Raw genomic sequence first — 23,590 nt, forward strand, 5'->3', positions numbered from 1 at the left:
TAGGGTCTGTTGACATTTACTGTTCATAATTAAACCTATAAAGGTAGCCATAAAAATATACAGGCTAAGGCAACAGCACTTTGATAATTTCTTTTGAGCTTGTCATATCGAGTAGCTATCCCTCTAAATTGTTTTAATCTACAAAACATATTTTCAACTAAATGCCTGATTTTATATAAATACCAGTCCATATGATCATTGTTCGATTGGCTATTTATTTTCTTTGGTATATTCGCTTTTGTTCCTGTTTTTCTGATCTGCTCACGCAGTGGTTCTGAATCATAGCCTTTATCTGCGCATACCACTTCTGTCTCTTTTAAATCTAATGTTGCTATTAAATCAGGTGCAACTTTGATGTCATGTGTAGTGCCATCGGTAATCATGAAATCAATAGGATTGCCATGTGAATCAACAATCAAATGTATTTTTGAGGAGTTTCCTCCTACACTTTTAGAAATGGATTGATTCGCTATACCGGCAGAATGTTGATGAGCACGTACGTGAGAGCCATCAATAAAAATCCACTCCATATCGGGGCATGATGCTAATAATTTGAATAATCTAAGCAACTTACCGCTGCTTGACCAACGATTAAAACGTTTGAAAATAGAGTTTGATTGACCGAAATAGGAAGGAATATCTCGCCACGGACAGCCTGTTCTAATTCTATAGAGAATAGCTTCAATAAAATTACGTAAATTTGAGTTGTGATGAATAGATAAATTACGCAAAATAGTTTTCAACTTTTGCCAGTGTTGATCTGTCAGCATGGTACGAGGCATAGCGAATAGTAAAATTAGGTTTGGCGATTTGATTTTACTACTTCGCTATTTTTTTAAGCTAAAAGTGTCAACACACCCTAATAAAAATAAATATTGGTAAAGCAACGCGTTGGAGTATATTGCTAAAATAAATCAATAAAAGAAAGACTAGCAATTGGGAAGCGTATGTACATTGATCTAAACAGTGATTTAGGCGAGAGCTATGGCTCATGGTCTATGGGTAATGATGAACAAATACTTCCGATTGTTAGTAGTGCCAATATTGCTTGTGGTTTTCATGCAGGCGATCCCAAAAGTATTCTACAAACATTGAAGCAAGCTGCTCAATTAAAAGTGAGTGTAGGTGCGCATGTCTCCTATCCAGACTTAGTGGGTTTTGGCCGTCGTAATATGGATGTGGCATATGATGAGTTATATGCAGATGTCTTGTATCAAATTTCAGCTTTACAAGGTCTAGCACAAGTCGCAGGCACTAGCGTTCGGTATGTAAAACCTCATGGCGCTTTGTACAACACTATAGCTACCAATTTAGATCAAGCAAAAGCAGTTATAGATGCGATCTTGGCTTACGACTCGTCTTTGGTATTAGTCGCTTTAGCTGGTTCACCCTTAATCGAATTTGCAAGAAAGCAAGGGTTAAGAGTCGTATCAGAAGCATTTGCTGATCGTGCTTACCATCGTGATGGAACTTTGGTTTCTCGTCGTCAAGAGGGTGCGGTTTTGCATGATGTAGAAATGATTGCTGAGCGTGTATTAGATATGATCAAAAAAAAGGGTGTCATATCTATAGAAGGTGAATTTACACCGCTTAAAGCCGATACAATCTGTTTGCATGGAGATTCGTTAGGAGCATTACAGATGGCAAAAGTGATTCGCCAAACCTTAGTTGATCACCAAATTGCTATACATAGCTTTGTATCTTAAGACTTATAGATCATATCGTTGAGTGCTGAAATGAGATTTTTATCGGTCAATGAAAATGCATTTTTAATTGAATTAGATGCTTTAGAAACAACAATTGCAGTATATCAATCACTCAATCAAGCCAATCATCCTTATATTCAAGAATTAATTCCTGCTGCTCGAACAGTCTTGGTGTATTTCGATCCAATTTGGATTGATCAACTTAGCTTGATCAAATGGATTCGTTCCCAAAAAATTGAATTAAAACGATTTAATTCAACTAAAGAAATTGTTATTGGTGTTCATTATGATGGTTGTGATTTAGCAGAAATAGCCGATCATTTAGGGCTAACAACTCAACAATTGATTCGAAAACATACCGAAAGCTGCTGGCAAGTTGCATTCATTGGTTTTGCACCGGGATTTGCTTATTTGATGAGCCATGATCAGCCATTTGGTAGTGTCCCACGCCGATCCTCACCCCGTAAAAAAGTAACAGCAGGGTCGGTCGGTTTAGCAGGAGAATATAGCGGAATTTATCCTAAGGAGAGTCCTGGTGGGTGGCAACTGATTGGGAGAACGGATGAAATTATGTGGGATATTCACCGAGAAAATCCAGCTTTGTTACTGCCTTCTGATCAAGTGATTTTTAAAGATATTAGTCGAAACCCAACACAAACCTCTGTTTCAACAACCCTAGTTCATTCAAATTTAGCAACCTATAAACCCGTTCTATTTGAAGTATTAAATACTGGATTACAAGTCTTAGTCCAAGATCAAGGTCGGCATCATGTAGCATCTCTTGGAGTTGGAAGAGCAGGCGCGTTAGATCAAAGTAGTTTTGTTGAAGCGAACCTAATCGTTGGTAATCCTAAACATGCAGCAGTGTTAGAAATTTTAAATGGTGGGCTAAAACTTAAAGTCATTCAGCCAACTGTAATCGCAGTGACGGGTGCATTGAGTGAGCTTTGGATCACTTATAAAGAGACAGGTAAAAGACAAGCCAGCTTATGCCAACCAATCGCTTTAGATGAAGGTGATGAGATCTATCTAACACAGCCTAAAGAAGGGTTGCGTAACTATCTTGCAGTTCAGGGTGGAATCTATGCGGAGCAAATTCTAGGTAGTGTCAGTTATGATTCTCTTGCAGAATTGGGTACATCGCCTATTCAGGTCGGTGATCAGATTTATTCTGCTCAGTTAAAAACATATCCTGTTGAGTTAAATCATTTTGTTCGAACAAAACCAAAAGTAGGCGATGAAATAATTATAGATGTGTTTTTAGGTCCTCGAACGGATTGGTTCTCTACAGATAGTTTGGAATTGTTCTTCAATCAGCGGTGGCAAGTCAGTGCTGAAAGTAACCGAATTGGATTGAGATTAAGTGGTGAAAAACCACTAGTGAGAGAGATCGACAAAGAGTTACCGAGTGAAGGATGTTGTACTGGAGCGATACAAGTACCCCCAAATGGTCAGCCTGTCTTATTTATGAATGATCACCCAATTACAGGCGGATATCCAGTCATCGCGAGTGTTGCAGCATATCATCTTGACCTAATCGCGCAGATTCCAACAGGGTGTTTGATTAAATTTAGACAAATTTCAGATTTTATGGACTTAAAATAAATGTACAGTTCACATAAGCTTTTAATTGCAAATCGGGGTGAGATTGCAGTTCGAGTGATTCAAGCTTGCAAAGATTTAGCGATTAGATCGGTTGCAATCTATGCAGATGATGACATGGCGAGTTTACATGTCAAAATGGCGGATGAAGCTTGGGCGCTATCGGGTTTAACTGCAAAAGAAACTTATCTCGATATTAATAAAATTTTGGCAATTGCCAAAAAAGCTCAAGTCACGATGATTCATCCAGGATATGGTTTCCTTTCAGAACGTGCTGATTTTGCGCAAGCAGTATTAGATGCAGGGCTTATTTGGGTTGGGCCACCGCCTAAGGCAATTCAACAACTTGGTGACAAGATTCAAGCAAGAAAAATTGCTCAATCAGTTGGTGCTCCATTGGTACAGGGTACTGCACAACCACTACAGTCTGCAGAAGAAGCAGTAAAGTTTGCTAAACAATATGGCCTCCCGATAGCTATCAAGGCCGCTTATGGTGGCGGTGGACGTGGTTTAAAGGTCGCTTGGGAGCTCGAGGAAGTTACGAGCCTGTATGAGTCTGCCGTAAGAGAAGCTACAGCAGCTTTTGGACGAGGCGAATGTTATGTTGAACAATATTTGGATAAGCCTAGACATATTGAAGCTCAGATTCTTGCAGATCAGTTAGGTCATATCGTTGTTGTTGGAACACGAGATTGCTCTTTGCAAAGACGTAATCAAAAGCTTGTAGAGGAAGCGCCAGCACCGTTTATCTCAGATGAGATTTATCAACAAATTGTAAGTTCATCGATCAAGCTGTGTCGTGCAGTTGATTATGTCGGGGCAGGTACAGTCGAATATTTATTGAGCCAAAATAGCAAGCTTTCATTTTTGGAAGTTAATACACGATTACAAGTTGAACATCCCGTGTCTGAACAAACTTTGGGATTAGATATTGTTGTCGAACAAATAAAAATTGCATTAGGTGAACCGCTTTCAATCCAAGCTACGTTGAAACCCCAAACTCATGCAATTGAGTTTCGTATCAATGCCGAAGATCCTGCACGTGGATTTATTCCCTCGTTTGGGAAAATATCCAAATTTATAGCGCCATCTGGTATTGGAATTCGTCTAGACACAGGCGTTATGCAAGGAAGTGAAGTCTCCCGCCATTTTGATTCTTTACTCGCAAAATTAATCGTGACGGGACCAACACGTGAGATTGCCATTCAACGAGCTAAAAGGGCTTTAGCTGCTTTTGAAATAGAAGGTATAGCCACTGTTTTACCTTTTCATAAAGCAGTATTGCAACATCCAGATTTTGTTGACGAATTTAAAGTACATACGCGATGGATTGAGCAAGATTTTTCTCACGAATATGAGGTTCAACAGCGAAGTATGATTCAGGATGATCATCAGTTTGCACGTTTCATGATTGAAATAGATGGGAAGTTACAACAAATTGGATTGCCGAAGGAGTTTTTAAATTTTCAAAGCGTTCAACAGCATGTAAAACCTATAGAAGAAGTTAAAGTGTTTGATGAAAAAGCACTGCTTGCTCCAATCTCAGGTGTAATTACAGCTTGGAAAGTAGAAGACAATCAAATGGTGGAAAAAGGTGATGTAGTTGCAGTGATGGAGGCAATGAAAATGGAAGTTCAGGTGATTGCTCATCGCAGTGGAGAGATTAAGCAATTAGCACAGATCCATCAAAATTATTCAAACGATGAGAAAATAGCAGAGATTCATGCATTTTGAGACCATGATAATAAAAAAAGCCACTAAATTAGCATCTAGTGGCTTTGTATGATTTAACGACGGCTTTGATTGTACACAGCCATAGCTGCTGGTAGGTTTTTACGCATATCGCCAATACGTTGAGTATTTGACGGATGCGTTGATAAGAATGATGCACCGCCAGGACCATCAAGACGATTCATTTTTTCCCATAAGCTGATTGCCGCGTTAGGATTGTATCCAGCGCGCGCCATTAACATCAAACCGCCGTAATCGGCACGACTTTCCAGATTACGAGAATAAGGTAAACCAATACCAATTTGGCTACCTAAGTTAATTGCTGCATTTCCAGCTTCACCAATATTAGCGCCTGCGTAGCTGGTACCAATACCGATGGCTAGGCTAGTCAGTGCTTGAGCCCCAATTTTGCTTTTAGCATGCTCTTCAAGGGCATGGGTCATTTCATGTCCCATAATTGCAGCGATTTCATCATTGGTTAAATTAAGCTTATTTACGATACCTGTGTAGAAAACAACTTTACCGCCAGGTGCGACATAAGCATTCACGTTGTCAGATTTCAACACTGCAAGCTGCCAATCAAAGCGTTGTCCAGTTTGATTCATTCGATCTGCGTAAGGTTTTAAACGTAAGAAAACCGTATTGATACGTTGATAAGTGCTAGAACTAGTATCAAGTTGGTTTTTAGCACGAGCTTCTTGAGTCATTTTAGAGAAACTTTGTGCTGATTGAGCATTCAAAGTTGCACTATCTGCACCAGCCATATCAGCAAAAGAAGCACAACCAGAAATGGTCATCACTGATGCTGCACAAAGGCTTAAAGCCAGCTTCTTCATACTTATTCTCTCCAAATCAGTATCTTATTGGTTTAATCTTTCATTAGAATTATAAAAAATGTTTGAAGCGCATAACATTCTGAATCTCTCTATAATCATTGTAATTATGTAATCAAACTGAAAATGATATTTGAGATAAATCAGAAAATTAAAGCCAGTGTGAGGCACTGGCTTTGTTAAGAGTCACTTGAAGCGTGTAACGATTATTCTTCGTCGTCAAACTCTTCTTCAGTAAATGCATTTTCTTCTAATGACGTATCAAAAATTAAAATTGCTTTACCATCAGTTTGAATCATGCCTTGATCTTCAAGCGTCTTAAGAACACGTCCAACCATTTCACGTGAACAACCGACAATACGACCAATCTCTTGGCGAGTAATACGGATTTGACGACCATTTGGTAAGATCATTGCTTCTGGTTGCGAAGATAAATCAATTAAACAACGTGCAATACGACCAGATACATCAATAAATGCAAGGTCAGTTACTTTACGTGTTGTATTTTTTAAGCGGCGAACTAATTGAGCAAATACTGCGTAGCTCAAATCAGGATATTGTTTGCTTAATTCGTGGAAGTTGTCATATGAAATCTCAGCGATTTCACAAACATCACGAGTTCTTACTTCCGCAGTACGTTGTGGGTTCTTCTCAAAAAGACCCATTTCGCCAAAGAAATCCCCAGGGTTTAAATATGCAACGACAATCTCACGTTCATCATCTTCACGTAAAATAATTGACACCGAACCTTTTAATATTAAATACAGTGATTTTGATTCCGTTCCAGCGTCAACAATCGTGGTGCGTTTAGGGTATCTGTTAATATGAGCACGTTTTAGCAAGGCTTTAACAGATTCAGGTAATTGACCTGGTGATAAAGCATCAGTGCTAAGCTGTGAAAAATTTGAAGTCATGCTTAAAATTTCCGAATTTGGATAAAACCGATCGCACAGGCCTTGTTAGAGCCTTTTCTACACAGAAGAGATGAAATTCCTTATCAACTCATTTTATGTTAGTGTACAAGAACAGAGTAAATTTATAACGTTTTTTGGGTAGTTGCAATGCAAACAAGTGTACATTGGTTAGAGAATGTTGCTTTTGAAGCGAAATCAGAAAGTGGTCACACTGTGCTGATGGATGGTTCCGCTGAATATGGTGGTGAAAACCGTGGTCCACGTCCTATGGAGTTGATTTTAATGGGACTTGGTGGGTGTGCTTCGTTTGATATTGTGACCATTTTAAAGAAATCTCGTCAAGATGTGACCAATGTCGTATGTCAGCTAAAAGCTGAACGTGCTGACGCGATTCCAGCAGTTTTTACCAAAATCCATTTGCACTTTATTGTGACTGGAAAAGCTGTCAAAGAAAAGCAAGTTGAGAAGGCAGTTGAACTTTCTGCTGAAAAATATTGTTCGGCAAGTAAAATGTTATCTGATGGTGGTGTCGAAATCACGCATGATTTTGAAATTGTTGAAACTGCCGAAGCTTAAGATTGTTTAGATTTTCTAAAAGGTGATCTATATCGATCACCTTTTTTATTTTAAAAATAATTGTGGATCAACTCGTGCATTATTTAAACTCATACCCCAATGCAAATGTGCGCCTGTCACTCGTCCAGTTTTCCCTACAAGACCGATAAGTTGACCTTGACGAATTGCTTGACCTTTTTCAACATCAATTTTACTTAAGTGGCAATACATGCTGATTAAGCGCTGACCATGATCAATCATGATGGTATTACCATTGAAAAAGTAGTTTCCAGTCTGAACGACAATACCATCAGCAGGTGCAATTACTTTTTGTCCTACAGGTGCAGGAATATCTAATCCAGAATGTGGAGCACGTTCTTCTCCATTAAAAAAAACGCTTCCGACCAAAAGCATTACTGAATTTACCTTTAGTTGGACTGATAAAATTGGGAAATTGAGTCCAAGTACTGTTTGTAAAAGAGTCGTAAATATCATTTTGTTCTTTAGCTTCGCGAGCATAGCGGTTAAGTTGCGCTTGGGTTGGATTTACATAATCCTGATTTTTTACGTTTAAACGTTGCTCAGCATATGAGAATGCATTGATCTCAATTTGAATTGGGGCGATATTCGTTTCTAAGCTCAATATTCCAACAGGAGCAGATAAAGGAATACCGAAAACAGCATATCGTTTAGAATTTTCACGGGAAATTAAAACAGGTTTATGGTTATAAAACACCTGCGTTATTTGATCTGATAATGGTATTACCGCAATTCCTCCCGCTCGACGCGAGTCTTTAGGTAATTCAGCTACTGAGACTGATGAAAGTGTAATAAGAACAGAAGAAATAACAAACTTATTAAAATACATTGCTTTTAATGACATGAAATTATTTATGTCAAAGTAGGTCAGATTGAAATTATAAGCAATAGTCCATTTGTGATATTTCAACACATTAAAAATTTATAAAATTACACTTGAAATAGGGAGTTTATAGTCCCATATTATTACTGAGTTTTATCAATGATGATTAATATAAATTTTTGAAATATATATTAATTTTATTTGAAATTTAAAAATTAGTTCCCATCTTAATTACAAGTTGAAAATTTGTTGTGAGGAATAACAAGAATGCGTTTTGAAAAATTTACAAACCGTTTACAGCAAGCTCTTTCAGATGCTCAATCGTTAGCAATAGGTAAGGATCATACAGCGATAGCAGGAATTCATATTCTGACAACCTTGTTAGAAGAGCCTGCTAATTTAAGCTTATTACAACAGGCTGGCGCTCGCTTACCTGAGTTAAAGCAGAAATTAGAGCAAGCTTTAAAAAATGCTCCAACATTAGCAAACCCAACAGGTGATATTAATCTTAATCCTGAAGCGGTAAAGGCATTGAATCTTGCGGATCGCTATGCACAGAAAGTTGGTGATGAGTTTTTATCAACAGATTGGGTATTGTTGGGTTTAGCTGAGACAGGCGAAACCAAAACTATTTTGAATGGTGTTGGTGTTACAGCAGAGAATTTACGTAAAGTCATTGAAAATATTAGAGGAAATGACAAAGTTATGAGTAATAATCACGAAGATCAACGTGACTCATTAAATAAATATACGATTGATTTAACTGAGCGTGCATTGGCAGGTAAGTTAGACCCTGTGATTGGGCGTGATGATGAAATTCGCCGTACCATTCAAGTGTTGTCGCGCCGTACCAAGAATAACCCAGTGTTAATTGGTGAGCCTGGTGTGGGTAAAACCGCAATTGTAGAGGGATTGGCACAACGAATCATCAATGGTGAAGTACCTGAAAGCTTGAAGAATAAGCGTGTACTCTCTTTGGATTTGGGCTCATTACTTGCGGGTGCAAAATATCGAGGTGAGTTTGAGGAGCGCTTAAAAGCCGTTCTAAAAGACCTTGCGAAGCATGAGGGTGAAATCATTCTCTTCATCGATGAGTTGCATACACTTGTTGGTGCTGGTAAGGGCGATGGTGCGATGGATGCAGGTAATATGTTAAAGCCTGCTTTGGCTCGCGGTGAGTTGCGTTGTGTTGGTGCAACGACTTTAGATGAATATCGTCAATACATTGAAAAAGATGCTGCACTTGAACGCCGCTTCCAAAAAGTCTTGGTAGATGAACCGAGTGTGGAAGATACGATTGCAATTTTACGTGGTCTAAAAGAGAAATATGCAACACATCACGGTGTACAAATTCTAGACTCAGCGATTATTGCTGCTGCGAAAATGTCTCATCGATATATCACCGATCGTCAGTTACCAGATAAGGCGATTGACTTGATTGATGAAGCTGCATCGCGCATCAAAATGGAGATCGACTCTAAACCTGAGGCTTTAGATAAATTGGATCGCCGCTTAATTCAGTTAAAAATGCAACTAGAAGCGGTGAAAAAAGATGAAGATGCGGGGAGTAAAGCTGAAGTTAATCATTTAGAGCAACAGATTGCTGAAAAGCAAAAAGAGTACAATGATCTAGAGGAAATTTGGAAAGCTGAAAAAACACTGGTCGAAGGTGATAAAAAGGCTCAAGTTGAACTTGATCAAGCACGTGTTGCTTTAGAAAAAGCAAAGCGTGAAGGTGATTTAGCTGAGGCTGCACGTTTGCAATACGGTGTGATTCCAGAGTTACAAAAACGTTTGGAACAAGCTGAAGTCGCAGAAGAAAATGAGGAACCAAAGCTCATTCGTACTAAAGTGACTGAAAATGAAATTGCTGAAGTGGTAAGTGCAGCAACAGGAATCCCTGTTTCAAAAATGCTTCAAGGCGAGCGTGAGAAACTTCTTAATATGGAAGAGTTTTTACATAATCGTGTAGTTGGGCAAGATGAAGCAGTCGTCGCCGTATCGAATGCAGTTCGTCGTTCACGTGCAGGTTTGTCAGATCCAAATCGTCCAAGTGGGTCATTTTTATTCCTTGGTCCAACTGGGGTTGGTAAAACTGAGTTGACTAAAGCATTAGCAAACTTCTTGTTTGATAGTGATGATGCCATGATTCGTATTGATATGTCTGAATTTATGGAAAAGCACTCAGTTAGCCGTTTAGTCGGTGCACCTCCAGGTTATGTTGGTTATGAAGAGGGCGGTGTTTTAACTGAAGCTGTACGTCGTAAACCTTATAGCGTCGTACTGTTTGATGAGGTGGAAAAAGCACATCCAGATGTATTCAATATCTTATTACAAGTGTTGGATGATGGTCGTTTAACGGATTCGCAAGGTCGTGTGGTTGACTTTAAAAATACGGTTATCGTAATGACATCTAACCTTGGTTCACAAGATGTTCGTGAATTAGGAGAAGGCGCAACTGATGATGAAGTAAGAACTGTTGTGATGAGTGCTGTAAGTCAGCATTTTCGTCCAGAGTTTATCAACCGTATTGATGAGCTAGTGATCTTCCACTCACTACAAAAAGCTCAGATACGTGGTATCGCAGATATTCAGTTAGATCGTTTACGTTCTCGTTTGAGTGATCGTGATATGAGCTTAACTGTTGATGATACAGCGTTTGATCTGTTAATTGATGCTGGTTTTGACCCGATCTACGGAGCTCGACCTTTGAAACGTGCGATACAACAGCAAGTTGAAAATAGTCTTGCTCAAAAAATATTATCAGGTGAGTTCCAACCAGGAGATAATATTTTGATTAAAGCTGAGGGCGGACAACTGGTATTTGACAAAATCAAACTCAGTTAAATTTTGAAATCTTCAAGTTAAAAAGATGGTGACATAAGTCACCATCTTTTTTTGTATTAAGCAATTTATCAGATTTTTCAATGAATATTACCAATGACATTGCGACATTATGAAAAACTTGATACTTTCTGAGCAAATAAGAAAAAAATTCAGGATGAATTGCAATGGAAAAAAAGCAGCACTATTACACCAATATCGGTGTAATTTTGTTCATAACCGCTCTGCCTTTGAAAGGTTGGGCTGTTCAGCCACTATCAGAAAGGATTCTTGCTCAACAAACATCTATATTAAACAATACCTTACCTTATATTATTCAGAAAGCTGAACAAGATGCTCAGAAGCCTGAGGAAGAGCGGTGGCGTGCTCAGCGAATTTTAAGTGATAATTATTTGCGAGAAATTCGTATTGAAACGCTTTTAGATGGTGTTCTGTCGCCATACGAAGAACAAAAGAAAAATAATGTCGCTGACTTGCGAGAAAAGAAAAAGGCAACGATCAAGCCTCATGCACAAGATCCAGATCGCTTTACGATATATGAGTTTGAATCATCAAATATCAAAGGTGAGATTCGGATTACTGTCAAGTAACCCGATCTCTTGGATGATTTACTTAGATTTGTGGATGTTGGATTTTCCAAGCACGATGGATTTTGTGATTTCGTTTGAAATCTAAACCGATGGTTTCAGACGTGATTTCCTCAATCTGATACATCGCTTCAATTTCTTCATCTAACTCAAACCCACGATAGTTGTTTGAGAAATACAAGGTACCATCACTTGTTAGGCGATTCATTGCACGTTTAATTAATGAAACATGATCTCGCTGAACGTCAAAAGTCCCGTAGAATTTCTTTGAGTTTGAGAAAGTAGGTGGATCAATAAAGATTAAATCATATTGTTCATGACCTTCTTTTAACCACTCAAAGCAATCACTTGCAAAGAACATATGTTGTTCATCGGCATGATCAACAGTTAATCCGTTCAATACAAAGTTTTCTTTTGACCAGCTCAAGTAAGTATTAGATAAATCCACACTCGTTGTGCTTGCTGCTCCACCCAAAGCGGCATGTAAGCTTGCTGTTGAAGTATAACTATACAAATTAAGGAAATGTTTTCCACGTGCTTCTTTTGCAATACGTAAACGCATTTGGCGATGGTCTAGGAATAGACCTGTATCCAAATAATCAGTCAAGTTTACTAAGATACGTGCTTTACCTTCTTGTACGATAAATCGTTTTGATGCTGTACTTTGCTTGGTATATTGATTTGTACCCGTTTGTCTAGCACGTGTTTTGATAAAAATCGCATCACGATTTAGACCTGTAACTGCACGAATAGCAGCTAAAGCTAAATTGAAACGTTTTTTAGCTTTTTCAGGATCAATACTTTTTGGTGGAGCATATTCTTGTACGTGTAATCGATCACCATAAAGATCGACAGCAACATTAAAATCAGGCAAATCTGCATCATAAATACGTAAACAGAATACGCTTTCTTTTACAGCCCATTTTTTTAGGTTTTGCATATTTTTTTGCAAACGGTTTGTAAAATCTTCTGCACCTTCAATTTTTTCAAATTGTTGAGGTTGCCATGTCGCTAGAAATGGTTGAGTAACTGTTGCTGGTTTAATTGTCCCGAATCGAGTGTAGATCGGCAATTTACCATTCATCAAACGTAAAGTTTGTGGATCATTAAATGCCAACACATCCGCTTGTTCAATTTGCGCAGCGATGATTGCAGCACGCTGATTTGGAAAATTTTTCTGTAATAAGCTAGATAAACCTAGATAAAGTGAGCGGTTAGATGCTTTATCACCTAAACGTTCACCATAAGGAGGATTCGTTACGATAAATGCTTTTTTACCTTCAGCGTGGAAATCATCCCAATCTGCTAAAGTACGTTCTTCAATCTGGATTTGATCCAATAGTTTTTCGAAGCCAGCAGCAATAATATTTTGACGCGTGGCTTTAACAGCTTCCCAATCAGCATCGTAAGCATAAAATTTTGGTAAATCTTGTTCTAGCGCTTTTTCATGGCGTTCAGCAGCTTCGGCTTTGAGAGATAACCATAAATCACGATCATGTCCATGCCAACCATTGAATCCAAAACGTCTCACTAATCCTGGTGCACGATCAGTGAGTATCATGAGTGACTCAATGATAAATGTTCCTGAACCACACATTGGATCTAAAATAATATCAGGTCGATAATTTGCTAAATCTGCTTTTAGTAATATCGCAGCTGCAAGGTTTTCTTTGATCGGAGCGTCAGTCATAAAGCGGCGATAGCCACGCTTGTGCAATGAGTCACCCGATAAATCTAAGCAATAAGTATGTTCAGTTTTGCCAGCCAAAGCATAAAGGGTAATTTCAGGCTGTTTAATATCGATACTTGGACGCTTACCAACAGCCTCCATAAACGAATCGACAACACCATCTTTCACACGTAAAGTTGCAAATTGAGTGTTTACTTTAATGTCTCGTTCAACATGTAAACGCACTGCGAAGGTGCTTTGTGGTGCAAAAATGAGAGACCAATCAAAGCTGATTGCACCTTCATAGAGTTCTTCTGCGACATCACGGGCATCATGAGTATGTTCTAATTCGTGAGTGTGGATCGGTAACAACACGCGAGAAGCAAGTCTAGACCACATACAAACTCGATATGCATTTTCTAGTGTACCTTTAAATACCAAACGTCCAGCAAAGCGTTGAATGTTTTGAATACCTAAATTTTCAAGTTCTTGTTGTAATAAGGTTTCAAGTCCATCCGCACAGGTCACCCAATAGTTTGTCAGACGTTGTGTAGAATTCATGCACATTTCCAAAAAAGCAGTTCAGCAATCGGCTATTTTAACTGATTTTTAATGAAACTGTCGGTGCAAATTTGTGTGATCGACCGCATTATTGACTATTATTTTTAGTATTTTTAATCAATTTTCATAAAAATATTTTTTAGGTTTAAATGTATTTTTAATTATTGGTACATATTTTGCTTTCTATGTGATGAATCAAGAATATACATTTCTCCCAACGACGTGAGGACTTTATGAAAGAAAGCATGAATAGTGAAATTAAGGTAAATGCTGAAGCTTTTGCTATCGCAACACAAATGTATGTTCGTTTAAGACGTGTATCCAGTCGTGTAATTGATGTGATGTACTTAGTTAACAATAAAGAATATGCAAAACACATTATAGAAATTGCGTTGGAAACAAGTGACCAAGAGTTGGCTCACTATGTTGATCGTTTACGTCCATTAATAGATTTATATCCAGAGCCTACGTTAGCCATAGTTGAAAATAAAAAGCTAGAAGAAACAGAAGAAAGCTATTTTATGGAAGTTACAGAAGAAGAAATTTATAAAGCTCAAGTCGCTCACCATTATATTGGTGCTTTGCGATAAGTGATAATAATAATAAAAAAACAATAAGTGAAAAATAATTACAGCGTTACAAGGGTGTAGAGCTTTTTCTACATCCTTATTTTTTTGATTTTCTTTTCATCAAATTACCATGCAGAGAAAATATTAACTCGTTATTGTAGATCACCAATAAAAAGTTTTGCTGAGTGCTGAAAACTTCAACGACGAAAGAAATATAAAATCTGTATAATGCGTTAACTTAACGTATAAGGAATCTCTTATGCACGTGGCAGCATTGCATACTTTGAGTCAGATACAGCTCAATCAACAAGGAAATCTCAAGCATTTTTTAACGATTGAGGGGCTTTCAAAAGAAAGTCTGACTAAGATTTTAGATACAGCACAAAGCTTTTTAGATGATAATAATAATTTGATTAATCGTCCGCTTCTAGAAGGGCGCACGGTAATGAATCTATTTTTTGAAAACTCTACTCGTACACGTACTACCTTTGAAGCAGCAGCTAAGCGTTTATCCGCAAATGTATTAAATATTGATATTGCACGCTCAAGTACATCTAAAGGTGAAACTTTGCGTGACACGCTGTGGAATTTAGAAGCTATGGCTGCGGACGTATTCGTCGTGCGTCATTCCTCTTCAGGTGCTGCGCACTTCATAGCAAAAGATGTATGTCCTAAGGTCGCAATTATTAATGCAGGTGATGGTCGTCATGCGCACCCAACGCAAGCGATGCTAGATATGCTGACCATTCGCCGTGAAACTAAAAAGCCTTTTGAGCAATTAAGCGTTGCAATTATTGGTGACATCAAACATTCACGTGTTGCACGTTCAAATGTCGCTGCTTTGCAGACATTGGGCTGTAAAGACATTCGAGTGATTGCACCGAATACTTTGTTACCTGTGGGTTTTAATGAATACGGTGAACATGTTCGCTTGTTCAATCAAATGGATGCAGGTGTGACTGACTGTGATGTCATTATTGCATTACGTATTCAGAATGAACGTATCGACTCTCCAGCATTATCGTCTCAATCTGAGTTTTACAAGATGTATGGTTTAAATAAAGAACGTCTTGCTTTAGCTAAACCAGATTGTATTGTGATGCATCCTGGACCGATGAACCGTGGCGTTGAAATTGATTCGAGTGTCGCTGATGGCGATCAATCAGTGATTTTAAAACAGGTCACGAATGGTATTGCGGTTCGCATGGCAGTATTGGCACTTGCGATGCAAGGTCAGCTCCAAGAACAAGGTTTAATTGAAGCGATTGCTGTATAAGGGTGCTACACATGAGTATTGTAAAAATTGAAAATGTTCGTGTACTCGATCCAATTCAAAAAACAGATCAAGTTAAAACTGTTTATGTAGAGAACGGTAAAATTGTTGATGCAGCATCTCAAGTTGATCAGACGATTGATGGTCAAGGTAAATGGTTAATGCCAACTATGGTTGATCTCTGCGCGCGTTTGCGTGAACCAGGACAACAACAGCACGGCACATTAAAATCTGAGGGGAGAGCTGCGCGAGCAAACGGTATTTTGCATGTAATTACACCTCCTGACTCAAAGCCGATCGTGCAAGATAATGGTGCGTTAATCCATGGTCTAATTGAGAAAGCTCAACTAGATGGTGGTATTTATCTTCAAATTATTGGTGCTCAAACTCAAGGTTTAAATGGCAAGCAACCTTCTAATATGGCTGGTCTAAAAAAAGGTGGCTGTACTGCGGTTTCAAATGCTAATGCCGCCTTTGAAAATGATGATGTTGTGATTCGTACGCTTGAATATGCTGCTGGTCTAGATTTAACAGTAGTATTTTACGCAGAAGAGCCGCAAATCGCGAAAGATGGTTGTGCACACGAAGGCTTTATTGCATCGCGTCAGGGTTTGCCAATGATTCCTGCGATTGCTGAAACTGTGGCGATTGCTAAATATTTACTCATGATCGAAGCAACAGGTGTCAAAGCCCATTTTGGTTTATTGTCATGTGGCGCATCTATTGATTTGATTCGTGCTGCGAAAGCCAAAGGTTTGCCAGTAACTGCGGATGTAGCAATGCATCAACTTCATTTAACTGAACAATTGACGGATGGATTTAATTCTCTAGCACATGTTCGTCCGCCACTGCGCTCTGAACAAGATAAAGCTTTGTTGCGTCAGGGTTTAAAAGAGGGCGTGATTGACGCTATCTGTACCCATCACGAACCATTAAGTAGTTCAGCAAAAATGGCTCCATTTGCTGAAACTCAACCAGGTATTACAGCGTTCGATACCTATGTCGGTTTAGGTGTTCAGCTTATCCAAGAAGGTGTTTTTGATGCTTTAGAATGGGTCGAAAAAGTTACCTTAAATCCTGCTAAAGTTGCCAATATGACTGAACGTTGGAAACAAGAAGCAGGTTGGGTACTGATTGATCCAGAGCTAGAGTGGACTGTTTCAAAAGAAACAATTTTATCTCAAGGTAAAAATACACCGCTATTAGGTCAAACCTTGAAAGGCAAAGTGCTGCAGACATTTATCTAAACTTTATTTCTAAGCAGAATAGGTCAAGTTACTTATTCTGCTTAATTATTTCAATTAGTTAATTCATTATTGTAATCTTTTCTTAAAGAGTTTATTGGTAGATTATTTCGCTTCTAAAAAGGTTCTATAAAAATGAGAATTACATTCATTGGTGCAGGGCGTGTTGCCTATCATTTAGCAAAAGTACTCCATCCTGATCACCAGATTGTACAAGTTTTTAGTCGTGATTTAGAAAAAGCCAATCGTTTAGCATCGTTAGTGGATGCTGTTGCCATCAGTGATTTTGAGCAATTAAGTTCTGATATTGATCTAGTGATCATCGCTATTTCAGATCAAGCAATAGCTGAAGTTATTCAAAAAATTAGCGCTTATTTGCAGCAAGTATTAATTGTACATACTTCAGGAAGTACAAGTTTAGAAGTTCTTTCAGTAGTTCACGACAAATCAGGTGTATTTTATCCTTTACAAACATTTAGTTATGAACGAGAGATTGACTGGACTACAACGCCTGTGTTTGTCGAGGCTGTAAACAATCATGATTTGGATTTACTCACCTCATTAGCAGGTAGTTTGACTCAGAAGGTTTACCAATACAGCTCTCAACAGCGTCAAACATTGCACATGGCTGCTGTTTTTGCATGTAATTTTAGTAACTACTGTTATGATATTGCTAAACAAATTGTTGATGAACAACAGGTCGATTTTTCTTTACTTCACCCATTGATATTGGAGACTGCACAAAAAGCAACGATCAATGACCCTAAAGAAATGCAGACAGGTCCAGCCATGCGTGGTGATGAAAATATTTTAAAAATGCATCATAACTTATTAAAAAAAGATGCAAGAAATGATCTTGTTGATGTTTATCAGCTCTTAAGTGAAGGTATTAAGACCCGTCATTTACATGGTAAATAACCATAAATGTATGAATTGTATAATCTTTTTTTATCTAAACTAAGCTCGGTCGTATTTGCATTTTTTTATAATTAATAATAAGAGGGGCAGGTTGAATAATGCCTGTATTAGAAAACATAAGTATTGTTTATAAACACATTTAGCTGATATGAGTTGTTTAAATATCAGCTTAGAAATTAGGTAAATGTGTCTTGAGCTTAATCAATTCTTTTGTTTAAAACGATGTTTGCATTTTAGACATAAATAATCTTGGAAAATATTCTTGTCGATCACGACACCCGCTTTTTTTCCGAAAATATTACCAACGACGCCACCTGTAATCCCGACACTAATTGCACCCACGAAAGTTCCAATAGTTCCACCAACAATTACACCCAATGGACCTGCTACAGTTCCTATAGCTGCGCCAACTGATGCACCAGTTGCTGCACCACCTACTGTACCAGCAGTTGTGCCAGCAGCAGTCATTAAAACGCCACCTGTAGTTTTCAGTAATTTGTCATGATCACGTACTTCGATTTCTGTAGAACCACATTTGGGGCATTGCAGAGTTTTTTCCATAAAACCAACCTATCTTCATCTTTGGGCTAAATCATTGCACTGAATAGAGCACTCATTGTTTATGAGGCAATAATTTCTTCATTTGAGATCAAAATGATTCATTATTTATTTTAGCTAAACATGAATAAAAAATATTTATAGATCATGTAAATAGAGGGCTGTAAATTTGAACACATTTGATTTTACAAAGTAAGCATATAGGTTTGATAGGTACAGCTTTTATAAGTTGTTTTAATAATTCACTTTTTGTCTTTTATATTTGAAATTTAAAATTGAGTTGGTTTTTAATAGGTTGAAATAGCATTAAATGTTGATATTTAATGCTATTTTTTAATTTTGATGAATTGCTACTTTATTTTTTTGAAAATAAAGTCATTGATCTTATGACCAGATTCAAGCCCACGACGTTCGAATTTGGTCACTGGACGCCATTCAGGGCGAGGGTAGCTATTACCTTTACCTGCTAAATTTTCCATATCAGGACGATTGTCCAAAATATCAAGCATCCATTCTGCGTATGGTTCCCAGTCAGTAGCTGCGTGGAAAGTCCCACCAAGTTCCAACTTCTGTTCAACTAATTGCATACGCTCATGTATCACGAAGCGGCGTTTAAAATGACGCTTCTTCTGCCATGGATCTGGGAAATAAAGTTGTACACAGTTAATACTGTTGTCTGGCATTTCACGTAATACTTGGATTGCATCAGCATCCAATACAAATAAGTTCTTTAAACCTGCCATGCCTGCTTCATAGACACATTGTGCGATACCAGGAACATGCACTTCAATGCCGACAAAGTTGCGCTCAGGATTTGCTTTAGCCATGAGTACTAAAGAACGTCCCATACCAAAACCGATTTCAACGGTTAATGGACGTTCGGGATGCTCAAAGTGCTGACGTAAATCCCCAACAGGGTATTCCAAAATTAAATCACGATAATCTTCTAAAGCAGTACGTTGTGACGTATTGAGCGGAGCTGAACGACGCATAAACGTCACAATTTCACGGTGCTCAGGCAAATTGTCGAGTTCCGTAATTTGCGTTTCTAACTGATCGTTTGACATGATTCTGGGGATATAAATATAGAAATGCCGTATTTTAAGTGTTCAGGTGTTCAAGTCAAACTTTTAAATCGTTTTATTTACTTGAAACTTTTTAGTAGTGATTAAAATTTGTCAAAAAAGCTTCATAGAGTTGTCATAGAAGTTGCATAGCCTAATTACAATTTAAAACACTTAGTAAAAAACTATGAAAAATTTTAATTACCATTCGCTTGCAATTTGTTTAGGTCTGTTAGGAGCTTCTTCTACATTTTCTATTGCACATGCGCAACTCATGTTTAGCCAATATGTTGATGGCAGTAGCAACCGTAAAGGTTTAGAGATCTATAATCCAGATGCGACAACAGTAAATTTAGCAGATTATGAAATCCAACAATTTAATAATGGGGGAACAGTCAAAACAGCAGCATTTCCTTTACAGGGGGCTTTAGCCAGTAAACAGAAATATCTAATCGGGCGTTCAGAATTACAAACACAATTAGGCAACAAAGTGAATCAAGTAGCAGGTCTGTCATTCAATGGAGATGATGCGATTGTATTACTTTATCGTGGTACGCCTGTAGATCGTTTTGGACGGATAGGTGAGCGTCCAACTTCAGGTTGGGGCACTACAGTTTATAGTGTTGCTAATAGTTTTAAACGTATTCAAACTGATAATCCTGTGATTAGTGTTGATCCGACTAGTCCATTTGATTTAGATCAGTCTTGGCAAGCTTGGTCAGATCGAAATGATTTTTCAAATTTGTCAGGTTCAACAACAACGCCTCCAGTCAATGAATCAGTCGGCTGTAGCAGTACGGATACTCCAATTGCGAACTTAGCACAGTCAACTCAAAATCAAAATTATACGATTCGTGGGGTGATCACGGCGGACTATCGCTATAGCAATGGATTTTCAGGTTTCTATATACAAACACCTGATAGCAAAGCAACGCCAAATGTGAGTAATGCGATTTTTGTTTATATTCCTGCGAGCAGTGCTGTCAAAGGCGGACAAATCGGCGATGAGGTGATTTTACGCGGTCGTCTCACTAACTATCAAAACCAACTTCAAATTGATCAATTACAGCAAGACATACAAACCTGTAATCAAAATATGGCATCGCTAATTCAGCCACTTGATCTTAATTTGCCATTTACGAGTTTGACTGAAAATACAGGTAATACACCAAAACGCTATCAAGGCATGTTGGTGAAATTACCGCAAACTTTAACTGTCAGCGAGAACTATAATTTTGGGCGTTATGGTGAGTTGTCCCTGAGTCTTGGTCGCCTATTTATTCCTACCAATCTATATCCAGCTTTATCGAATGAAGCGAAGGCATTGGCACAACAAAATTTGCTTTCTAAGATCATTTTTGATGATGGCTATAATAATCAAAATCGAGCGCCAAGGTTGCCACAAAACTTTAGTGCGTTAAACACTTTACGTTCTGGATATCAATTAAAGAATGCACAAGGTATTTTGGAATATCGCTTTAATGCTTGGCGTATACAACCGATTGTAGGTACAAACTTGCCTGAAGTCGTTACCACAACTAATCCACGAACGACAATTGCTGTGAAACAAACGAAACATATTCGTGCTGCAGCATTTAACGTGTTGAACTATGACAATGGCAAGAATGGTTTCCCTACAGAACGTGGTGCGAACAGTCAGGCTGAATTTGATAAGCAACATGCCAAAATCATAAGTGCATTAAAATCCATTGATGCTGATGTGTATGGTTTGATGGAGATTGCCAATAATGGTTATGGTAGTGATAGTGCGGTTGCTTATTTAACCAAAGCTTTAGGGCAAGATTGGAAATATGTAATTCCTGAAGATTTAAATCAATTAGGCACAGATGTGATTGCTGTGGCGATTATTTATAATAGCAAACGTGTTCAACCAGTGAATAAAGCAGCTGTTCTAGATCTGGGTGAAAAGAATCGTTCGACTATCGCACAATCATTCAAACCAGTGCATGGTGGACAAATTTTCACAGTAATTCCAAATCATCTTAAATCTAAAAGTTGTTCGGGCGTTGACTTGAACTCGCTTGATGCTGATCAAAAAGATGGTCAAGGCTGCTGGAATCCGACTCGTGTTAAAGCCGTCGAACAGCTCACTCAGTGGATTGCAAAGAATCCTACCCAAGTCAAAAATCCAAATATTTTGTTGCTTGGTGATATGAATAGCTATGCCAAAGAAGACCCAATTTTAGCTTTTGAAAAAGCCAACTACAGAGTTCTACTCAATGACAGCAAAATCGGAGAGGGTACGAACGCTTATAGTTATGTCTTTGGGGTTTCCAGTAATAGTGATGGTTATGGTGGAGCAGGCAATCTTGATCATGCGATTGCTGATGCAAATCTCTATAAACGTGTAGTTAAAGCTTTTGCTTGGCATATCAATGCTGATGAGCCGACAGTACTTGATTACAATGAAGAATATAAAACTGATGAGCAAAAAGAGCTTTTCTTTGCTGCAGACCCATATCGTTCATCTGACCATGACCCTGTCATTGTAGACTTAGACTTAAAAACACCAGATGCTCAGCTAGAATCGAATCAGAAAAATATCATTGTCGAGTTCTTAAATTCTCTATTTGAGTGGTTAGGTAAGCTTTTTGGTCGAGCTTAACTACATTTCGTGACATTGTGCAGTTTGTTTTTTCATAAATTAATCAATCGTCACGGAATATAACTTGCAAGCTAGAAAAAAATTCATTAATAGTAGATGGGTAGATGTTTTTAGCATTAGAGCTATTATAAATTTAAATCTATATCTGTTCTCGATGTTCATTCGAAGTTCAAGAGCGTAAGTAGTTAGATAACAAGGATTAGAGATGAAGTTGTATTATTCACCAGGCGCATGTTCGTTAGCGGCACACATTATTTTAAATGAAATAAATGTTGATTTTGATTTAGAACGAGTTGATTTAAAAACGCATAAAACTTCTAAAGGTGCAGATTATTACGAGATTAATCCTAAGGGGTATGTCCCAGCACTAGAAATTAATCCAGGTCTAATTTTGACTGAAAATGTAGCGATATTACCATTCTTAGCACAACACGATCCAAAGCAAGATTTGATTCCACCATCAGGGATGGGGCGAGCTAAAGTATTGGAATGGTTGGGTTATTTGAACTCAGAACTTCATGATGCATATGCTGTTTTCTTTGGTGGTAAACTTACAGATGATGAAAAGACCAAAGCATATGCAGAAGTAGATCGTTTACTTAAATATATCGATAATTATTTAGCTGAATCTGAATATGATTATCTAGTTGATGATAATTTTGGTCCAGCGGATGCATATTTATTTGTACTGACAAACTGGTCAAATCATATTGAGCATGATTTAACGCCTTATACCAATATTATCGCGCTTCGTAATAAAGTAGCTGAACGTCAGTCTGTACAAATTGCAATGCGTGATGAAGGTTTGTTTAATTAAAAATCTACAAATAAAAAAGCCTCTATACAGAGGCTTTTTTATTATCAACAAATTATTGTTGAGCTTTTTCTTTAACGTTCGCAGCACCTGATTCTACAGCACCAGCAACATTGGCAGTCGCATCACGTGCAGCAGCTTCAGTTTTAGCAGCAGCTTCAGCAGTTGCATGAGCAGTATGATCAGCAGCAGCGTCGATTTGATCAGCAGCAGTATCAACCGCTGTAGCTACATTGGTTGTTGCAGCATCAGCAGCATCTTTCACATCAGCGCCAGCTTGTTCAGCAGCGTTTTCTAAATGTTCACCCGTTGTTGCACCAGTTTCAGGTGCTTTATCTTTATTACAGCCTACAAGAGCAACAGTAGCAGCTAGACCTAACGCAACAAGTAATTTATTCATTTTCATATTTCCTTTTCGTTGTGGCATCCAACAAGTATGGATATCGAAAATATAAACACAAAGCGAGTGAATAAGAAAGTTACAAATTTGTTGATAACTTGTAAAAACACACACTTACATTGTTAAATATAAGTGTGGTCACAAAACAAGATATTGACTTAGTTTGTAGAACGAATCATGTAATCAAAGGCAGATAATGCAGCTTTCGCACCTTCGCCTGTTGCGATGATGATTTGCTTGTATGGTACTGTCGTACAGTC

At 38.0% G+C, this 23,590-nt stretch carries 19 protein-coding genes and 2 pseudogenes; 12 read left to right on the forward strand and 9 right to left on the reverse strand.

The window, feature by feature from the left end; all coding sequences use genetic code 11:
• Window positions 1-35: 35 nt before the first annotated feature.
• Window positions 36-782: an IS5 family transposase gene (locus tag MKL32_RS08025; protein ID WP_004912080.1), complete on the reverse strand. Its 747-nt coding sequence runs from the start codon at window positions 780-782 to the stop codon at window positions 36-38.
• Between the two features lie 165 nt (window positions 783-947).
• Here MKL32_RS08025 and MKL32_RS08030 point away from each other — a divergent pair, with 165 nt between their 5' ends.
• The 3 genes from MKL32_RS08030 to MKL32_RS08040 are packed head-to-tail and all read left to right on the forward strand — an operon-like array spanning window position 948 to window position 5,042.
• On the forward strand, window positions 948-1,706 hold the full coding sequence (locus MKL32_RS08030; protein ID WP_126132226.1) for a LamB/YcsF family protein: 759 nt from the start codon (window positions 948-950) through the stop codon (window positions 1,704-1,706).
• Between the two features lie 30 nt (window positions 1,707-1,736).
• The gene (locus tag MKL32_RS08035) at window positions 1,737-3,311 is read left to right on the forward strand and encodes an urea amidolyase family protein (RefSeq protein ID WP_212386916.1); all 1,575 of its coding nucleotides are present in this window, start codon (window positions 1,737-1,739) and stop codon (window positions 3,309-3,311) included.
• Window positions 3,312-5,042: an acetyl/propionyl/methylcrotonyl-CoA carboxylase subunit alpha gene (locus MKL32_RS08040; protein ID WP_270900382.1), complete on the forward strand. Its 1,731-nt coding sequence runs from the start codon at window positions 3,312-3,314 to the stop codon at window positions 5,040-5,042.
• A gap of 53 nt (window positions 5,043-5,095) precedes the next feature.
• Here the strand turns inward: MKL32_RS08040 and MKL32_RS08045 are convergent, their stop codons facing one another.
• Both MKL32_RS08045 and crp read right to left on the reverse strand, forming a co-directional pair.
• The gene (locus MKL32_RS08045; protein WP_004915079.1) at window positions 5,096-5,875 is read right to left on the reverse strand and encodes a M48 family metallopeptidase; all 780 of its coding nucleotides are present in this window, start codon (window positions 5,873-5,875) and stop codon (window positions 5,096-5,098) included.
• A 203-nt stretch (window positions 5,876-6,078) separates the two neighbouring features.
• On the reverse strand, window positions 6,079-6,786 hold the full coding sequence (gene crp / locus MKL32_RS08050) for a cAMP-activated global transcriptional regulator CRP (protein WP_004915082.1): 708 nt from the start codon (window positions 6,784-6,786) through the stop codon (window positions 6,079-6,081).
• A 147-nt stretch (window positions 6,787-6,933) separates the two neighbouring features.
• On the opposite strand from crp, the gene MKL32_RS08055 reads away from it, so the two are divergent.
• Window positions 6,934-7,362: an OsmC family protein gene (locus MKL32_RS08055; protein ID WP_004953612.1), complete on the forward strand. Its 429-nt coding sequence runs from the start codon at window positions 6,934-6,936 to the stop codon at window positions 7,360-7,362.
• Between the two features lie 45 nt (window positions 7,363-7,407).
• Here MKL32_RS08055 and MKL32_RS08060 read toward each other — a convergent pair.
• A pseudogene (locus MKL32_RS08060) lies at window positions 7,408-8,209 on the reverse strand (peptidoglycan DD-metalloendopeptidase family protein).
• 261 nt (window positions 8,210-8,470) lie between these two features.
• Between MKL32_RS08060 and clpB the strand changes: the two are divergent.
• Window positions 8,471-11,050: an ATP-dependent chaperone ClpB gene (gene clpB, locus MKL32_RS08065; protein ID WP_151830437.1), complete on the forward strand. Its 2,580-nt coding sequence runs from the start codon at window positions 8,471-8,473 to the stop codon at window positions 11,048-11,050.
• Window positions 11,051-11,214: 164 nt separating this feature from the next.
• Window positions 11,215-11,637: a hypothetical protein gene (locus MKL32_RS08070; protein WP_005402769.1), complete on the forward strand. Its 423-nt coding sequence runs from the start codon at window positions 11,215-11,217 to the stop codon at window positions 11,635-11,637.
• A gap of 22 nt (window positions 11,638-11,659) precedes the next feature.
• Here MKL32_RS08070 and rlmKL read toward each other — a convergent pair whose 3' ends face one another.
• Entirely contained in the window at window positions 11,660-13,864 is a 2,205-nt protein-coding gene (rlmKL, locus tag MKL32_RS08075) for a bifunctional 23S rRNA (guanine(2069)-N(7))-methyltransferase RlmK/23S rRNA (guanine(2445)-N(2))-methyltransferase RlmL (RefSeq protein WP_204379230.1), read from the reverse strand.
• Window positions 13,865-14,097: 233 nt separating this feature from the next.
• Here rlmKL and MKL32_RS08080 point away from each other — a divergent pair, with 233 nt between their 5' ends.
• The 4 genes from MKL32_RS08080 to MKL32_RS08095 all read left to right on the forward strand — a co-directional run bounded on the left by MKL32_RS08080 (window position 14,098) and on the right by MKL32_RS08095 (window position 17,868).
• Entirely contained in the window at window positions 14,098-14,454 is a 357-nt protein-coding gene (locus MKL32_RS08080) for a hypothetical protein (protein ID WP_004915099.1), read from the forward strand.
• Window positions 14,455-14,692: 238 nt separating this feature from the next.
• Window positions 14,693-15,709 (forward strand): aspartate carbamoyltransferase catalytic subunit, encoded by a 1,017-nt coding sequence (locus MKL32_RS08085; protein ID WP_004915106.1) that lies wholly within the window; start codon window positions 14,693-14,695, stop codon window positions 15,707-15,709.
• An 11-nt stretch (window positions 15,710-15,720) separates the two neighbouring features.
• The gene (locus MKL32_RS08090; RefSeq protein WP_004966796.1) at window positions 15,721-16,953 is read left to right on the forward strand and encodes a dihydroorotase; all 1,233 of its coding nucleotides are present in this window, start codon (window positions 15,721-15,723) and stop codon (window positions 16,951-16,953) included.
• A gap of 132 nt (window positions 16,954-17,085) precedes the next feature.
• Entirely contained in the window at window positions 17,086-17,868 is a 783-nt protein-coding gene (locus MKL32_RS08095; protein WP_039047939.1) for a Rossmann-like and DUF2520 domain-containing protein, read from the forward strand.
• 201 nt (window positions 17,869-18,069) lie between these two features.
• Here MKL32_RS08095 and MKL32_RS08100 read toward each other — a convergent pair whose 3' ends face one another.
• Both MKL32_RS08100 and trmB read right to left on the reverse strand, forming a co-directional pair.
• Complete coding sequence (locus MKL32_RS08100; protein ID WP_004915115.1) at window positions 18,070-18,429, reverse strand: hypothetical protein; 360 nt, start codon at window positions 18,427-18,429, stop codon at window positions 18,070-18,072.
• A gap of 347 nt (window positions 18,430-18,776) precedes the next feature.
• Window positions 18,777-19,493, reverse strand: coding sequence for a tRNA (guanosine(46)-N7)-methyltransferase TrmB (gene trmB / locus MKL32_RS08105; protein WP_004662584.1), 717 nt, complete (start codon window positions 19,491-19,493; stop codon window positions 18,777-18,779).
• A 184-nt stretch (window positions 19,494-19,677) separates the two neighbouring features.
• Here trmB and MKL32_RS08110 point away from each other — a divergent pair, with 184 nt between their 5' ends.
• The gene (locus MKL32_RS08110) at window positions 19,678-22,116 is read left to right on the forward strand and encodes an ExeM/NucH family extracellular endonuclease (RefSeq protein ID WP_270900383.1); all 2,439 of its coding nucleotides are present in this window, start codon (window positions 19,678-19,680) and stop codon (window positions 22,114-22,116) included.
• A 205-nt stretch (window positions 22,117-22,321) separates the two neighbouring features.
• Window positions 22,322-22,933 (forward strand): glutathione binding-like protein, encoded by a 612-nt coding sequence (locus tag MKL32_RS08115; RefSeq protein ID WP_004915125.1) that lies wholly within the window; start codon window positions 22,322-22,324, stop codon window positions 22,931-22,933.
• Between the two features lie 52 nt (window positions 22,934-22,985).
• Here MKL32_RS08115 and MKL32_RS08120 read toward each other — a convergent pair whose 3' ends face one another.
• Together MKL32_RS08120 and MKL32_RS08125 are read right to left on the reverse strand one after the other, a co-directional pair.
• On the reverse strand, window positions 22,986-23,330 hold the full coding sequence (locus MKL32_RS08120) for a hypothetical protein (RefSeq protein ID WP_004966800.1): 345 nt from the start codon (window positions 23,328-23,330) through the stop codon (window positions 22,986-22,988).
• Between the two features lie 158 nt (window positions 23,331-23,488).
• A pseudogene (locus MKL32_RS08125) lies at window positions 23,489-23,590 on the reverse strand (FAD-dependent oxidoreductase); the annotation flags it as partial.

It is taken from the genome of Acinetobacter sp. AOR34_HL (assembly GCF_027854795.1).
GTDB classification, from domain to species: Bacteria; Pseudomonadota; Gammaproteobacteria; order Pseudomonadales; family Moraxellaceae; genus Acinetobacter; species Acinetobacter junii.